This is a genomic window from Glycomyces sambucus (genome assembly GCF_900102815.1).
Classification (GTDB): domain Bacteria; phylum Actinomycetota; class Actinomycetes; order Mycobacteriales; family Micromonosporaceae; genus Glycomyces; species Glycomyces sambucus.
The window spans coordinates 571231-587276 of record NZ_FNGF01000002.1 but is presented as its reverse complement, the minus strand read 5'-3'; the positions used below and the strand labels follow the sequence as shown (position 1 = coordinate 587276).

The following is a 16046-nucleotide window of genomic DNA, read 5'->3' as shown; positions in this document are numbered from 1 at the left end:
GCGCAGGGACGCCGGCTCCGCGCAACGCGGGCGCGTCGCCGGTCAGCGGCGCCTGCCGATGCGCATCCAGTAGTCCTGCCGGCCGGTGTCGACCGGGAGCGTCGGACCGCGGAAGCCGTTGAGGCGGTTGAGCATGAACTCCATCGGCCCCGCCTGGCCCGAGGCGCGGTAGAACTCCAGGGCCCAGAGCCCGTTGACGATCACCAGGCAGCGCAGCCGCTCCTCGATCCCGGGCTCGCCCGCGAGGAGGTCGAGGTCGTGGTCGGCCTGGACGCGGGTGCTCGGCATGGCCGGCGCCCACAGGACGTACCTGGCGAGCTCCCACAGCGGGTCGCCGAACATCGCGGCCTCCCAGTCGAAGACCCCGGCGATGCGGTCGTCTCGGACCAGGAAGTTGTCGGGGCCGAGGTCGCCGTGGATGAGCTTGCGGACCTCGGGGAGCCCGGCGGCGATGCCGTGGGCGGTGTCGGCGAGCTCCGCGGCCATGGCGGCGTCCTCGGGGTGGCCGAGGCCGTCCCAGCTTTCGGGGAGGAGCGCGCGCAGCTGCGCGGCCCACGTCCCGTGCGGCGCGCGCCCGGTGGCGGGGTCGAAGGACCCGAACCCCGCGGTGCCGTCGAGGTCCACCGCGGCGATGTCCTCGACGAGGGCCCGCACCGCGGGCGCCATGCGCCGCTGCACCTCCGGATCGGCGCCGGTGAGGTGCTCGCCCGCGACCCGCTCGGAGACGCAGGCGAAGGTGCCGTGTCTTTCCGTGCTGTCGCCGGCCGAGTCCTCGCCGACCGGCCCGACGTGCACGACCTCGGGGACCGGGACGGGCGTGTCGCGCAGCCGCGCCGCGGCCCAGGCGTCCCGGTCGAAGCCGTCGCGGCGCGGGGCGAGCCGCAGGACCAGGTCGCGGCCGTCGGCGCGGAAGGCGAACGCCTGCGAGACCTCGCCTCCGGTCAGAGGCGTCCATTCGGTGACCGGTCCGAGCAGGCCGCGCATCGCCTGCGCGGCCTCCTCGCCGGTGTATGCGGTCTTCATCGGCTCCAGGCTAGGCCCGGGCCGGGGACCGGACCAAGTGGATTTACCAGGTCACCGGGAGCTCGCCGACGCCGTAGAAGTTCTGGTCGGTCCGCAGCGGCACCTGCGCGGCGGGCACGGCCAGGCGCAGGCCCGGCAGGCGCCGGATCAGGTGCTCGAAGGCGATGCGCATCTCGACCCGGGCCAGCTGCTGCCCGAGGCACTGGTGGACGCCGTGGCCGAAGGTCATGTGGCCCTTGGCGTCTCCGGCCACGTCGAACACGTCAGGTTCGTCGAAGTGCGCGCCGTCGCGGTTGGCGGTCTGCACCGAGACGGTCATGAACTCCCCGGCGGCGATCCGCTCGCCCTCGAACTCGAAGTCCTCCCCGGCCTGGCGGATGATGCCGGTGTGGATGACGCCGACGTACCGCAGCAGCTCCTCCACGGCGTTCGCCATCAGCTCGGGCCGCTCGCGCAGGAGGTCCCACTGGTCGCGGTTCTCCAGCAGCGCCATGGTGCCGAGCCCGATCATCTTGGCGGTGGTCTCGTGCCCGGCGACGAGCAGGAGCATCGCCATGCCGATGACCTCCTCGTCGCTCAGCTCCGCATCGGCGGCGAGGTCGGACAGGAGGTCGTCCTGCGGCTCGGCCCGCTTCGCGGCGGCGAGCTCGGCGATGAAGCCCATGATGCGCATGCTCGCCTCGGCCTTCTCCTCGGCCGAGACGGTCATGGTCATGACCGTGGCGGCGTCGGTGGTGAAGCGCTCCTGGTCGGCGCGGGGCACCCCGAGGAGTTCGGAGATCACCAGGGCCGGCACGGGGAGCGCGAACTCGGCCACGAGGTCCGCCCCGCCGCCGGCCGCCTCCAGCGCGTCGAGGCGCTCCTCCACGATCTCGGCGACGCGCGGCTCCAGCAGCCGCATGCGGCGGACGGTGAAGACGCCGGTGAGCTTGCGGCGCAGGCGGGTGTGGTCCGCGCCGTCCATCTCGATGAACATGCCGGGCGTGACCGGCAGCGGGCCCTCGTAGTCGCCTATGGCCTCGACCTGCGGCATCGGGATCGGGACCTTGATCGGGGCCGTCAGCCGGGACTTGAAGCGGGTGTCGGCGAGGACCTTGCGGCCCAGGCGGTGGTCGGTGACGATCCAGCCGAGGGTGCCGTCGGGGAAGTAGCGCAGGCGCCGCAGGGGCGCCTCGCGGTGGAGGGCCATGAGGGCGGCGGGCGGGTCGTAGCGGGACTCGCGGTCGAGCGGGATGCCGTAGGGGACGGTGTCGGTCACGGGGGTCTCCTCTTGGGGACGAAGTGCGGTGCCTTTCTGCGTATAAACATAATATACGTATATGCGTGACCGCAAGCCCCCCTGGCGCGTTCACAAGCCGCCCAACGCGACCGGAGGCACGCACTGTGACCGGACCCGCCGCGCACCGCGACACCCCGTCAACCGATCGGCACCGGACGGCTACCCTCTGGCATGCGCACCTGGCAGACCGAATCCGCGCCCTGGCGCCACGGCCCCTGGTCGATCGAGCGGCGCGGCGGGGAACTCGCCGACATCGGGTACGACGACCGCCGCGTCCTCCGCGCCGTCGGCCTCACCGGCCGCGACCGCGACGGCAACCACCTCACCTGGCAGACCGAGGTCCTGGACGACACCGACCGGCTCCGCCTCTCCGTGCGATGCGACGGCGCCCCGCTCGCCGGCACGCTCACGGCCGCACCGGAAGGCGACGCGCTCGCGATCACCCTCGATCTCGCGCCGGACCCTGAAGCCGAGGCGCCCTGCACCACCGAGGGCACCGGCCTGACCGCCCTCCACCCCGCACGGCTGGCCGGAACCGCACTGCGCGTCCGCCGCCCCGACGGCACCACCGCGGACACCGGGTTCCCCGCCGGCATCGTCACCGATCGGATCACCGACATCGCCGCCCTCGCCTGGGAGCACGACGGCCTCGCCGTCGACCTCTCGTGCACCGGCGCCGCGTTCGCCATGGAGGACCGTCGCCAGTGGACCGGCGCCGCCTTCGCCACCGGTCCGCGGTCCGAACCGCACGACCTCGCCCCGGGCGACCGCCTCCGCCAGACCCTCACGCTCACCGCGACCGCACGCGGCCCCGCCGCCGCGACCGGTGCCGAGCCCCGCATCGTGCTCGTCCCCGGCGGCCTGTTCCCCGAGATCGCCCTCGGTGCCGCCACCGCACCGTCCTCCGAGGCCGACCCGGCGCCCGGACTGCCGCTCCTCGGCGGCACCGTCCTCGTCGAACTCGACCTCCGCACCCCGAACTGGCCCGCCGCGCTCGAACGCGCCGCGAGCGCCGGGCTGCCCCTGGACGTGCGCGTCACCGTCCCCTGGTCCGGCTCGGACCTCACGATCCTCACCGATTTCCTCGCGCCCCATGCGATCGCGCGTATCGCCGCGTTCGACCCCGACACCCGCACCGCGAACCCCGCCGTCTTCGCCGCCCTCCGCGCGGCCCTGGACCAGGCCGGGCTCCGCCCGCCGCTCGTCGCCGGCACCCGCGGGGACCTCGCCGACCTGCTCCGCCACCCGGACGCGGTACCCGACGACGCCGAGGCCGTCGCCTTCAGCGTCGCGCCCCTGACCTGCGACGCCGGCACGGAGCACCTGCTCGAATCGGTCCCGGTGCAGCGCCTGGCCGCCCGGCAGGCCGTCGCCGCGGCGGGCGGGCGCCTCGTCCTCATCGGACCGGTCACGCTGCGGCCCCGCGCCGCGGCGGGCGCGCCGCTCATGTCCACCCGCGCCGACCTCGCCGACGGCTACGGCGCCGAGTTCACCGGCGCCGCCGACCCGCGCCAGGCCGACGACCCCCTCACCGCCTGGACGATCGCCGCAGCCGCGGCCCTCGCCGTGCCCGGCGTCGGCGGCCTCGCCTGGTACGAGGAGTGGGGCCCGCGCGGCGTCCGCTCGGCCGCGGGCGACGCGTACCCGGTCGCGGCCGTCCTGGAGACCCTGGACGAGATGTCGGCGGGGGAGCTGCTGTGGGCCGAGACCCCCGACGAGCTGATCTGGGCCCTCGGTTCGCGCACCGGCTCGCGCGTCCGCATCGCCGTCGCCAACCTCGACCGCCGCCCCCGCGCGTTCGCCATCGCGTTCGGCGAGGAGGAGCTGAAGCTCTTCCTCGGCCCCCTGGGCTGGGCCGTCATCGACTGAGGCACTGCCGCGGCCGATCCCGGCGCGCGACGTGAGTGGTGCTTTAGGATCGTCCTCATGAGCACTGCGCTGGTCATCGGGTTGGGCGACATGGGGGACCGGGTCGCGGCCGGTCTCGCCGCGAGCGGGTTCGTCGGGCGGGTGGTCGTCGCCAGCCGCTCCGAGGCGAACCTGCGGCAGGTCGCCGCGGTCGTCGCGAGCGCGTCCGACACCCTCGTGGAGGCCGCGCCGCTGGACGCGACCCGCTTCGAGGACGTGGCCGCGCTCCTGGAGCGCACCCGCCCCGACCTCGTCGTCCAGTGCGCCTCGCTGCGCAGCCCGTGGGGGCTCGCCGACCGCGCCGACCCGGCCGCGGCGGCGGTCGTGGCCGCGGGGCTCGGCATCCGCCTGCCCTACCAGGTCCCCGTGGTGCGCAACGTGATGCGCGCGGTCCGCGAGACCGGACTCGCCGCGCCGGTCGCGAACCTGTCCTTCCCCGACGTCACCGGCCCGGTCCTGGAGCGCATCGGGCTCGCGCCCGCGCTCGGCCTCGGGAACGCCGGCATGATGCTCCGCCGCGTGCGCGCCGTCCTCCGCGAGGAGGCGAACGGCGTCATCCCGCCGCTGGTGCGCGTCGTCGGCCACCACTCGCAGCTCACCGGCGTCATGACCTCCGAGGACCCCGGCGAGGAGGGCCGCTGCCGCGTCTTCCTCGGCGAGGAGGGCCGCCGCGACGACGGGGCCGCCTACCGCGGCCCCGGGATCGACCCGGGCCTGCGCTGGAACTTCCTCACCGCCGCCGCCACGCTGCCCGTCCTCGAAGCGCTGCTGCCGGAGTCCAAGGTGCTGCGCTGGTCCGTGCCCGCGCCGAACGGCCTCCCCGGCGGCTACCCGGTGCGCATCCAGAGCGGCGCGGTGGAACTCGACCTCCCGCGCGGGCAGTCCCTCAAGGACGCGGTGGCGTTCAACGAGCGGCTGGCCGAGGGCGACGGGGTCGCGCGCGTCGACGCCGACGGCACCGTCCACTTCACCGACGCCGCCCGCGAGGCCGTGGCGAAGGTCGCCCCCGACCTGGCAGAACCGCTCGCGCTCGACGACATGGACGCCCGCGCCGCGCGCCTCGACGAGGTGCTCGGGCTCTGACGCCTATCCGGCGCCGGTCACGTCCCGCAGCGCGGCCAGCGCCTCGCGCATGAGGACCCCGAGGTCGCGGGGCTCGGACTCGGCGAGCCACTGGGCGTGCGCGACCTTGAAGACCGCCACGCCCGACTCGGCCGCGAGGCTCGCGGCGGGCTCGGCCACGCCGCGCTTGCGCAGGCCCTCGGCCAGCGACTCGGCCAGTGTCGACAGCTTGATCGACTCGCGTTCGCGCAGCTCGGCGTTGGCGGCGACCACCGCGTGGCGGCGCCGCGAGTAGTCGTGCCTGCCCTCGAAGAACGCGGCGACGGCGTCGAGGACCACGGACACGGTCGCCATCGGCTCCGCGGTGTCCGGCGCCTCCTCCAGGGCCTTGTCGAAGCCGGTCACCAGCGGGTTCGCGTCGGGGAACAGCACCTCGCGCTTGTCGGCGAAGTGCCGGTAGAAGGTCCGCTCGGTGAGCCCGGCCCGCCCGGCGATCTCGGCGACGGTGACCTGTTCGAATCCGCGCTCGGTGAACAGCGCCAGAGCCGCCTCCTCGAGGCGTCCGCGCGCGTTCGGCTCCCACCGTCCCATGCCGCCGATCCTACCGATGTCAGACACTGACGTCACCGTGCTACGGTTCAAGTCGCAAGGTTCATGTCAGGAACTGACATCAGGCCGGGTCCGCCCGGCCCTACCAGGAGGTCTCCTCATGCACGTCTTCATCACCGGCGCGTCCGGCTGGATCGGCTCCGCGGTGCTCCCCGAACTGCTCGGCGCCGGGCACCGCGTCACGGCCCTCGCCCGCTCCGACGCCTCCGCCGCCGCGCTCGCCGCGGCCGGCGCCGAGGTCCGGCGCGGCACCCTCGACGACCTCGACGTCCTGCGCGACGCCGCGCTCGCCGCCGACGCGGTCGTCCACCTCGCCTTCAAGCACGACATCGCGTTCACCGGCCGCTTCGACGAGGCCGTGGCCGCCGACCGCGCCGCCGTCGAGGCGATCGGCGAAGCGCTCGCCGGCACCGGCAAGGCGTTCGCCGCCGCCTCGGGCGCGCCCGTGTCCGACGGCGCGGTCCTCACCGAGGCCGACGGCCACGAGACCGACCCCGGCGCCACCGGCCCGCACGCCCGCTTCGCCGTGGCCGAGTACGTCCTGGGCCTCGCCGAGCGCGATGTCCGCTCGATGGTGCTCCGCTTCCCGCCCACCGTGCACGGCGAGGGCGACTACGGCTTCGTCGCCGCCTTCGTCGCCGTCGCCCGCGAGCGCGGCCTCTCCGGCCACCTCGGCGAGGGCGCCAACCGCTGGGCCGCCGTGCACCGCTCCGACGCCGCCGCTCTCGTGCGGCTCGCGATCGAGCGCGCCCCCGCGGGCACGACGCTCCACGCCGTGGACGACGAAGGGGTCCCGGTCCGCGACATCGCCGCCGTGATCGGTCGCCGCCTCGGCGTCCCCACCGCCTCCATCGCCCCCGAGGACGCGGGCGCCCACTTCGGATGGCTCGCCGCCTTCGCCGGCAGCGACCGCGCCGCGTCGAGCACCGCCACCCGCCGGGTCCTCGACTGGAAGCCGACCGGTCCGGGCCTGCTGGAGGACCTGGAGCAGGGCCACTACTTCGCGGCCCGTCCGTCCGGAAGCGAATAGGCCCCGCGCCGGCGGCTACTTCCCCAAGCGCCGGATAGATCCGCCCCGAGCACGCATACTGGGGTGGTTTCGGGGCTGAATGGGGAGGTGGATGCCATGCGCGCGTTGACCGTCGAGCCGGGCGTCAAGGGTTCGCTGTCGCTGCAGGAAGTCGACGAGCCGGTGGCCGGTCCGGGGGAGCTGCTGGTCGACGCCGTCGCGCTGGGCGTGTGCGGCACCGACCGCGAGCTCGCCGACGGCGACTACGGCTGGGCGCCGCCGGGCGCGGACCGCCTCATCATCGGGCACGAGTCGCTCGGGCGCGTGCGCGAGGCCCCCGAAGGGAGCGGGTTCGCGCCCGGCGACCTCGTCGTCGGCGTGGTCCGGCGCCCCGACCCCGAGCCGTGTGGCGCGTGCGCGCGCGGCCTGTTCGACAACTGCCGCAACGGGAACTACACCGAGCGCGGCATCAAGGAGATCCACGGCTACGCGAGCGAGGTGTGGACGGTCGAGGCCGAGTACGCGGTCCGGCTCGACCCCTCGCTCGCGGACGTCGGGGTGCTCCTGGAGCCGATGAGCGTGCTCGTCAAGGCGTGGGAGCAGATCGACAAGGTCGGCGGCCGGTCCTGGTTCGACCCGAAGTCGGTCCTGGTGACCGGCGCGGGCCCGATCGGGCTCCTCGCGGCGCTCATCGGCGCCCAGCGCGGGCTCGACGTCCACGTCCTCGACCGCGCGCCCGACGGGCACAAGCCCGAGCTGGTGGGCGCGCTCGGGGCGACCTACCACTACGAGGGCCTGCCGAAGGCGCTCGAGCAGGTGGTGCCCGACATCGTCATCGAGGCCACGGGCTCGGAGGCGCTGGTGTTCGACGCGATGGCCGCGAACGGCGCGTTCGGGGTCACCTGCCTGACGGGGGTCTCGCCCGCGGGCCGGCGCATGAACATCGACGCGGGCAGCCTCAACCGCGACATCGTCCTGGAGAACGACGTGGTCGTGGGCTCGGTCAACGCCAACCTCGACCACTGCGCGCGCGCCGCGACGGCGCTCGCGGAGTCCGACCGCGACTTCCTCAAGGGCCTCATCACGAAGCGGGTCCCGCTCGGGGAGTACCAGGACGCGTTCCACGCCGGGTCCGGCGAGGTCAAGGTCGTCATCGACATCGAAGGGGCCGCGTAGCGGTGGGTTTCCGCGATTGCCAGCCGGGCGGCAGGTACGTACGATCGAGCCATGCATAAGAAAGCGCTTGCTCATAGTGCTGCATACCGGGCAGAAATGCTCGAAGGCGCCCGTCCGGCGCGATCGGTCCTCCGCCTCCTCCGCCGCCGCCCCTGGCGGCTGACCGCGGCGTTCGCCGCGTTCGCCGTCAAGGAGGTCCCGCTGTGGTTCCTCCCGGTGGTCACCGCCGCGATCATCGACCTCGTCTCCACCGGGGGCTCGGTCACCGCGGTCCTCGGCTGGCTGGCCGTGGCCGTGGTCCTGCTGATCCAGAACTACCCCAACCACATCGTGTACACCCGCAACTTCATGACCGTCGTGCGCGACACCGGCGCGGACCTCCGCAACGCCCTCGCCGCGCGCCTCCAGAGCCTGTCGATCGGCTACTACACGCGCACCAGCGCCTCGATCGTCCAGAACAAGGTCGTGCGCGACGTCGAGAACATCGAGCAGATGCTCCAGCAGATGACCCACCCGCTGCTGTCGTCCGTCATGGTCCTGACCGGCGCGATCACCATGACCGCCATCGCCGTCCCGCAGTTCCTGCCGATCTACGCGCTCACCGTCCCGATCGCGATCGGCCTGCGCGCGGCCCTCAAGCGCCGCTCGCGCGCCCGCAACGAGCGGTTCCGCCGCGAGATGGAGGGCTTCGCCGCCCAGGTCGGCGAGATGGCCTCGCTCATCCCCGTCACGCGCGCGCACGGCCTGGAGCAGACCGCGGTCTCGCGCGTCGCCAGCGGCGCCGACGGCGTCCGCCGCGCCGGGCTCCACCTCGACATGCTCAACGGGCACGTCGCCTCGATCTCGTGGGTCACCATGCAGGTCCTCGGCGTCGGCTGCCTCGGCCTCGCCGCGGTCTTCGCCCTCACCGGGTTCCTCCCCATCAGCCCCGGCGAGGTCGTGCTCCTGTCGACCTACTTCGCGCTGCTCACCCAGGGCCTGACGAACCTGCTCATGCTCATCCCGATCGGCGCCCGCGGCATGGAGTCCGTGCGGTCCATCGCCGAGGTGCTCCAGGACCCCGACATCGAGCAGAACGAGGGCAAGCGCCCCGTCGCCGCCGTCGAGGGCCGCCTGGTCCTCGAACACGTCTCGCACCGCTACGAGGGCGCCGACACCGAAGCGGTGCAGGACGTCTCGCTTGACATCCCGGCCGGCACCACGGTCGCGTTCGTCGGCTCCTCCGGCTCGGGCAAGTCCACCCTGCTCAACCTGGTCCTCGGGTTCGTGCGGCCCACCTCGGGCCGCATCCTCCTCGACGGCACCGACATGCAGGAGCTCGACCTGCGCACCGCCCGCCGCTTCACCTCGGTGGTGCCGCAGGAGTCGGTCCTCTTCGAGGGCACCATCCGCGAGAACGTCGGCTACGGGATGCCCGACGCCGGCGAGGACCGCATCGTCGCGGCCCTCAAGGACGCCAACGCTTGGGAGTTCGTGCGCCACCTGCCCGACGGCCTCGACACCGTCGTGGGCGAGCGGGGCGCGCGGCTGTCCGGCGGCCAGCGCCAGCGCCTCGCCATCGCCCGCGCGCTGGTGCGCGACCCGCGCGTCCTCCTCCTCGACGAGGCCACCTCCGCGCTCGACCCCGAGGCCGAGGAGCTGGTCAAGGAGGCCCTGGGCCGGCTCATGCGGGGCCGCACCACCCTGGTGGTGGCACACCGGCTCTCGACCATCCGCCAGGCCGACGTCATCGTCGTCCTCGACCGCGGCCGCATCGCCGAGCAGGGCTCCCACACCGAGCTCCTCGACGCCGACGGCCGCTACGCCCACATGCACCTGACCCAGACCGGCGCCCGCTGATCGACACTGAAGGGCGGGCCGCGGATGCGGCCCGCCCTTCAGTTCACCCTCCTACGCGGGCAGGTTCCACACCTGCGTCCAGAGGCCGTTGCAGTCGTAGATCTGGAGCTTCGTGCCGTCGGCGGTGCCGCCCGCCGAGATGTCCAGGCAGCGGCCCGACTGCGGGTTGAGCAGCGAGCCGTTCGACTGCGGCGTCCATATCTGGGCCCCCGAGCCGTTGCACTCCCAGAGCTGGACCTTGGTGCCGTTCGCCGTGCCCTGCGCGTCGACGTCGAGGCACTTGCCGAACGCGCGGAGCGAGCCGTCGGCGTACCGCGACCAGTCCTGGCCCGAGGCCACCCCGCACGCGTAGATCTGCGCCGCGTTCCCGTTCGCCGCGGTGTTGGTGTCCACGTCGAGGCACTTGCCCGTCTGCGGGTTCACCACCGCGCCCGTCGCGCCGGGCACCGTGCCGATGCCGAACCGCACCTCGCACTGGTTGTTCTGCCCCAGCCAGGTCGCGGCCAGGTACAGGTAGCTGGTGCCGTTCTCGCGCGGGATCGCCGGCGTCGAGTAGCCGGGGCACGAGGGCACGCCGGAGGCGTAGCCGCCCGTGGGGTTCACGGTGACCGGCGTGGTCGCCTCGAACCAGTCGCCCGCGCCGAGGTTCCGGTTGGCGAACAGCACGGTCCCGGACTCGGCGAGGACGGCCTTGTTCCCGGTCGGGCCCGCGACCACGCGCTGGCCCGAGATGAGCAGCGTCCCGTTCGGACCGCCCGCGGGCGTCCACGAGACGTACGGGGTGTGCAGCAGCTCCCGGTCGTCGGAGGTCTGCACCAGGGTGCCGCGGTCGCCCGCGGCGCCCCAGTTCAGACCGTCGTCGGAGTACTTGATGTAGACCTCGCACGCGTGGTCGGCGTTGGTGGCGTCGCGGCACAGCTCGTAGCTCATGACGAAGCGCCCGTCGGGCAGCTCGGCGAAGGTCTGCATGCCCGGGCGCAGCAGGTTGTCGGCCGGGAAGACCACGTCGTCCTGGATGCCGGAGCTCCAGGTCGCGCCGCCGTTGGTGGAGGTGTAGTGCGCGATCTTCTGGTTGTTGGTGGCGCCGTTGGAAGGGCGCTCGTCGGAGATGAAGCACGCGAGGGTGCCGTTGTCGGCCACCAGGAACGTGGGCTCCCAGATGCCGTGGCCCCACGTGTTCGGCTCGCCCGAGGTCTGGGTGCAGTTCGACAGGAACGTCCAGGTGGTGCCGCCGTTGGTGCTCTTGAAGACCTCCACCTTCTGCGCCGAGTAGTTCCCGACGTCCCAGGCGGTGCCGGCCGCGAGCAGGTCGCCCGCATTCAGGCCGGAGATGTTGCGCGGCACCTCGAACAGCGTGGGCGCCTCCAGGTCCCAGCCGGGCGTGTTCGAGTTGATGGTGCTGATCTGGGTCCAGCTCGTCCCGCCGTTGGTGCTGCGGTAGATCGGCAGGTTCGTGGGGGCGTTGTGCCCGCCCTTGGCGAACGTGGCGAGCATGGTCTCGTTGGCGGAGCCGTCGTGTTCGAGGCCGATGGCCCGCGGGTAGCCGGCGGTGCCGCTCGGGTAGGTCCCCAGGTTGGGGGAGTAGAGCACCGTGCCCGGGTACGCGGCCCCGGCCGGGGCGGCGATGAGGGCCTGCGCCCCGGCCGCGGCGAGCACCGCGACCGCGAGCAGGGCGGCCCAGCGGCGGGCCTTGGCGGCCCACTGTCTTGTCACCGTCATGGGGGTTGCCTCCTGTGGAGATGGAGCGCCTGCTGCTTTGCAGACGTTGCAAACACCATGCCAGGAATTTGCCTACGTTGCAAGAGGCGGTTTCCATGACAAAACGCCCCCGGCCCAGGCGGGCGGGGGCGTCGACGTTCTTCGATGCGGGGCGTGCTCCCGGTCGTCCCGGTGCCCGCTACACGGCCGCCGTGCTCTCGCGGACCACGAGCCGGTGCGGCGCCACGACCTCCTCGGCCGGGGCCGACGGGTCGTCGATCCGCGCCGCGATCCGCCGGACCGCCTCGCGCGCGATGAACGGCGTGTCCAGCGAGACCGTCGACAGCGACGGCCGCGCGAACCGGCCCTCCTCGATGTCGTCGATCCCGATCACCGCCACGTCCTCGGGGACGCTGAGCCCGGCGTCGAACACCGCCCGCATCGCCCCCACCGCCAGCAGGTCCGAGAAGCAGAAGATCGCGTCCGGCCGCGGCGAGAGCGCCAGGAGCGCCGTCGCCGCCCCGTACCCGTCAGTGCGGCTGTAGTGCGGCGCCGGCGTCGCGTACTCCGGCGGCGCCTCCAGCCCCGCCTCCTCAAGGGCCGCTTCGTATCCGGCGGTGCGCAGCAGCGGCGTGGAGTACTCCTCCAGCGGCTGCGCCCCGATCGCGGCGATCCTGGTCCGCCCGGACGCCGCCAGGTGCGCCACCGCGTCCCGCGCGGCCCGCACGTTGTCGATCGCCACGTGGTCGAAGCGCCCGTCGAACTCGTGCTCGCCCAGCAGCACCAGCGGCATGTGCTCGGAGCGGTGCATGTCGAGCAGCTCGGACTTGGTCACGAGGGGGCTGAAGAGGATGCCGTCGAACAGCATCGTGCGGTCGTCGCCCATGAGCAGGCGCCGCTCGCGCTCGTGGTCGTGCCCGGTCTGGTCGATCATCACGCGGTAACCGAACTCGGCGGCCGCGTCGATCACGTCCCGGGCCAGTTCGCTGAAGTACGGTACGTCGATCTCGGGCACCACGAGCGCGAGCATCCCCGTGCGTCCGGTGCGGAGGGTGCGCGCGACGGGGTTCGCGCGGTAGTCGAGCTCCTCTATCGCGGCGAGCACGCGCTGGCGCATGCGCTCGCTGACGTGGGCGTACCCGCTCACGACATTGGAGACGGTGCGGACGGAGACCTGCGCCAGTTCGGCGACGTCGCGAAGTGTTGCCGGCATACGGCCCATCCTACCGTTTGCAACGTCGGCAAAGGGGTGCTAGGTTTTGCACACGTTGGAAAATCACACAAGGGAGTGTTCCATGCACCGCCATCTCCTCCGGCGACGCGCCCTGCTCGCGTCGGCCGGGCTCGCCGCCGCGGCACCCGCCCTCGCCGCCTGCGGACCCGACATCGCCTCCGACGAGGAGGGGTCCGACGCGTCGCGCCTGCTCAAGGCCCCCGACCGCACCGAAGGCGAGATCACGATCTGGGACCGCTCCGGGGACCTCTTCGAGGTCTTCGAAGGCGTCATCGCCGACTTCAACGCCAAGTACCCCGACATCAAGGTCGACCACGTCGCCGTCGACATCGACGCCAAGCTCCAGAACACCCTCATCACCGGGGCCGACGTGCCCGACGGCGTCTTCCTCGACGACGCCAAGGTCGGCGGCTTCACCGACTACCTGTGGGACCTCAGCGACGTGCTCGCCCCTTACGCCGCGGACATCGCCCCCCAGAAGCTCGACGTCAACACCGTCGCCGGCGGCGTCTACGGCGTCCCCTTCGACCTCGACCCCGGCCTGCTGTTCTACAACGCGACCGCCCTCGACGCCGCCGGGATCGACGTGGCCGCCATCGCCACCTACGACGACCTCCTCCAGGCCGCCCGCGACTACCAGGCCGCCGTCCCCGGCGCCGCGCCCATCCACCTGGAGCAGTCCGCGTTCCTCGGCCAGCTCCAGCTGGACATGTACGCGAGCCAGCTCGGCACCTCCATCGCCGACGCCGACGGGAACCTCCGCCTCGACACCCCCGAGTTCGAGCGCATCCTCACGTTCCTCGACACCGTCCGCACCGAAGGGCTCGGCACCCGCGCCGAGTACCTGACGCCCACCGACATCGCCGAACTCGACAACGGCAACCAGGTCTTCTACCCCTGGGCCATCTGGTTCTCCTTCGCGCCCCAGCAGGTCCTCACCGCCACCAGCGGCGACTGGCGCGCCACCCAGCTCCCGGCCTGGGACGCCGGCGGCGCCCGCTCCGGCGCCATGGGCGGCTCCTCGTTCGTCCTCCCCAAGGACGGCCCGAACGCCGACCTCGCCTGGCTCTTCTACGAGTTCCTCATGTTCGACGAGGCCGGCTACGCCGCCGTCTGGGGTCCCGGCGACGTCTACCCCGAGGGCCTCGCCACCTCCATCCCCAGTTACGGCCCCGCCGCCGACCCCGCCAAGCCCCTCTACAGCGAGATCACCGCCCTCGGCGGCCAGGACCTGTGGACCGTCGCCACCGAGGCCGGCGCCCAGATCCCCGGCGGCACGCCCACCCCCGCCTGGTGGACCGGCGCCGTCGACTACCTCGGCAACAACGTCCAGCGGATGCTCGACGGCGACATGACCCCGCAGGAGGTCCTCGCCCAGTCCAGCGAGGACATCCAGACGAACCTGGTCGACCGCCAGTGACGGCCCTCGCCGCACCGCCCGCGACCCGGCGCGCCCCTCGCGCCGGGCGCGGGCCCCGCATGCGCCGGCGCCTCGCGCCCTACGTGTTCGTGCTGCCCTTCGTCGCGGTCTTCGCCGCCTTCAGCGTCTACCCGCTGTTCTTCACCGCCCGCCTGTCCTTCACCGACTGGCGCGGCACGGGCGCGGCCACCTGGGTCGGCTGGGACAACTACACCTACCTGCTCACCAACCCCGCGTTCTGGTCCTCCCTGGGGAACTCCGCGGTCCTGTGGCTCCTCATCGTCCCGGTCCAGATGGTCCTCGGCGTCCTCGTCGCGGTCCTGCTCGACAACGCGAAGCTGCGGCTGCGCGGGCTCTACCGGGTCGCGTTCATCGTCCCGTTCGTGACCCCGCTCGTGGCCGTCGCCCAGATCTGGGTCGTCCTGTTCGACCAGCGCTACGGCGCCGTGAACGCGTTCCTCGGCCTCTTCGGGCTCCCCGAGACCGGCTGGCTCACCACCAGCGCCTGGGCCAAGCCGACCCTCGCGCTCCTGTTCCTGTGGAAGACCACCGGGTTCATCGTCATCATCCTGCTCTCGGGCCTCCAGTCGATCAACGCCTCGATCTACGAGGCCGCCGACCTCGACGGCGCCTCCAAGGGACGCCAGCTCTGGAGCATCACGGTGCCGCTCCTGCGGCGCACCATCGGGTTCGCCGTGGTCCTCCAGACCCTCGCGGTGTTCCAGATGTTCGCCGAGCCGTTCGTGGTCACCCAGGGCGGGCCGTACAACTCGACCACCACCGCGGGCTACTACCTCTACAACCACATCACCCGGGCGGACCTGGGCACCGGCGCGGCCAACTCCTTCCTCCTGGTCGTCCTCGTCATGGCGCTCTCGCTCCTGTTCGTCCGCCTGCTGCGAGCGAAGGACTGACGATGGCCGCCACGATCCAACGCGCCCCCGAGCGCACCCGGCCCCGCATCGGCTCGCACCTGTTCCTGATGCTCCTGCTGGCGGCCTTCCTCTTCCCCGTCGCCTGGGCGCTGCTCTCGTCATTCAAACCCGCCGACGACATCGTCAGGTCCCCGCTGACCTTCGACCTCTCCGCGTTCACGCTCGACAACTACACCGCGATGTTCCAGGACGTCCCCATCGGACAGGGCTTCGTCAACACCGCCGTGGTGCTCCTGTTCAAGGGCGCCGCCACGATGTTCCTCGCCCCGCTCGCGGCCTTCGCCTTCGCGAAGTACCAGTGGATCGGCAAGAACCTCGTCTTCGGGGCCGTGCTCGTCACGCTCATGCTCCCGACGATCGTCCTCATCATCCCGCTGCTGCTGGAGATGAAGGAGCTCGGCTGGGTGAACACCTACCAGGCGCTCATCCTCCCCGGCGCGGTCGACGCCTTCGCGATCTTCTGGATGCGGCAGGTCATCAGCGCCGTCCCCGACGAACTCCTCGACGCCGCCCGCGTCGACGGCTGCGGCGAGTTCGCCATCTTCTGGCGCGTCGTCGTCCCCGTCATCCGCCCCGGCCTCGCCGGCCTCGGGGTGCTCACCGTCATGAACATCTACAACGACTTCGTCTGGCCCGTGGTGGCCGCGAGCTCCGAGCGCATGGCGACCCTCCAGGTCGTGCTCTCCACTCTCGCGCAGAACATCACCGGCAACCGGATCGGCGCCGACTACGCCACCGTCACAGGCGAACTGCTCGCGGCGAGCTCCGTCGCACTCGTCCCGCTGCTGGTGCTGTTCATCCTGCTCCAGCGGCACTTCATCAACGGCATCCTCGCCGGCAGCGTGAAAGGCTGA

General features: G+C 72.6%; 13 protein-coding genes. 8 read left to right on the top strand and 5 right to left on the bottom strand.

The window, feature by feature from the left end; translation table 11 throughout:
• Positions 1-42: 42 nt before the first annotated feature.
• A complete protein-coding gene (locus tag BLS99_RS07880) occupies positions 43-1023 on the bottom strand; it encodes a phosphotransferase family protein (RefSeq protein ID WP_091046450.1) in 981 nt (326 codons plus the stop codon).
• A gap of 43 nt (positions 1024-1066) precedes the next feature.
• Positions 1067-2281, bottom strand: a complete 1215-nt coding sequence (locus tag BLS99_RS07875; RefSeq protein ID WP_245712183.1) for a cytochrome P450 — start codon at positions 2279-2281, stop codon at positions 1067-1069.
• 192 nt (positions 2282-2473) lie between these two features.
• Between BLS99_RS07875 and BLS99_RS07870 the strand changes: the two genes are divergently transcribed.
• Positions 2474-4171: a D-apionate lactonase family protein gene (locus BLS99_RS07870; protein WP_091046444.1), complete on the top strand. Its 1698-nt coding sequence runs from the start codon at positions 2474-2476 to the stop codon at positions 4169-4171.
• 57 nt (positions 4172-4228) lie between these two features.
• The gene (locus BLS99_RS07865) at positions 4229-5293 is read left to right on the top strand and encodes a saccharopine dehydrogenase NADP-binding domain-containing protein (protein ID WP_091046441.1); all 1065 of its coding nucleotides are present in this window, start codon (positions 4229-4231) and stop codon (positions 5291-5293) included.
• A gap of 3 nt (positions 5294-5296) precedes the next feature.
• On the opposite strand, the gene BLS99_RS07860 is transcribed toward BLS99_RS07865, so the two are convergent.
• Positions 5297-5863, bottom strand: coding sequence for a TetR family transcriptional regulator (locus BLS99_RS07860; RefSeq protein ID WP_091046435.1), 567 nt, complete (start codon positions 5861-5863; stop codon positions 5297-5299).
• Between the two features lie 118 nt (positions 5864-5981).
• Between BLS99_RS07860 and BLS99_RS07855 the strand changes: the two genes are divergently transcribed.
• The 3 genes from BLS99_RS07855 (at position 5982) to BLS99_RS07845 (ending at position 9905) form a co-directional block, all read left to right on the top strand.
• A complete protein-coding gene (locus BLS99_RS07855; RefSeq protein WP_091046432.1) occupies positions 5982-6911 on the top strand; it encodes an NAD-dependent epimerase/dehydratase family protein in 930 nt (309 codons plus the stop codon).
• A 96-nt stretch (positions 6912-7007) separates the two neighbouring features.
• Positions 7008-8066, top strand: coding sequence for a glucose 1-dehydrogenase (locus BLS99_RS07850; protein ID WP_091046430.1), 1059 nt, complete (start codon positions 7008-7010; stop codon positions 8064-8066).
• 51 nt (positions 8067-8117) lie between these two features.
• Positions 8118-9905: an ABC transporter ATP-binding protein gene (locus BLS99_RS07845; protein WP_091046425.1), complete on the top strand. Its 1788-nt coding sequence runs from the start codon at positions 8118-8120 to the stop codon at positions 9903-9905.
• Between the two features lie 51 nt (positions 9906-9956).
• Here the strand turns inward: BLS99_RS07845 and BLS99_RS07840 are convergent, their stop codons facing one another.
• On the bottom strand, positions 9957-11624 hold the full coding sequence (locus tag BLS99_RS07840) for a sialidase family protein (protein WP_091046422.1): 1668 nt from the start codon (positions 11622-11624) through the stop codon (positions 9957-9959).
• A 178-nt stretch (positions 11625-11802) separates the two neighbouring features.
• Positions 11803-12816, bottom strand: a complete 1014-nt coding sequence (locus tag BLS99_RS07835) for a LacI family DNA-binding transcriptional regulator (RefSeq protein ID WP_091046420.1) — start codon at positions 12814-12816, stop codon at positions 11803-11805.
• Positions 12817-12898: 82 nt separating this feature from the next.
• Here BLS99_RS07835 and BLS99_RS07830 point away from each other — a divergent pair, with 82 nt between their 5' ends.
• The 3 genes from BLS99_RS07830 to BLS99_RS07820 are packed head-to-tail and all read left to right on the top strand — an operon-like array spanning position 12899 to position 16046.
• Entirely contained in the window at positions 12899-14257 is a 1359-nt protein-coding gene (locus BLS99_RS07830; RefSeq protein ID WP_091046417.1) for an ABC transporter substrate-binding protein, read from the top strand.
• Positions 14258-14316: 59 nt separating this feature from the next.
• Positions 14317-15171: a carbohydrate ABC transporter permease gene (locus BLS99_RS07825; protein ID WP_091047817.1), complete on the top strand. Its 855-nt coding sequence runs from the start codon at positions 14317-14319 to the stop codon at positions 15169-15171.
• 2 nt (positions 15172-15173) lie between these two features.
• A complete protein-coding gene (locus BLS99_RS07820; RefSeq protein ID WP_091046414.1) occupies positions 15174-16046 on the top strand; it encodes a carbohydrate ABC transporter permease in 873 nt (290 codons plus the stop codon).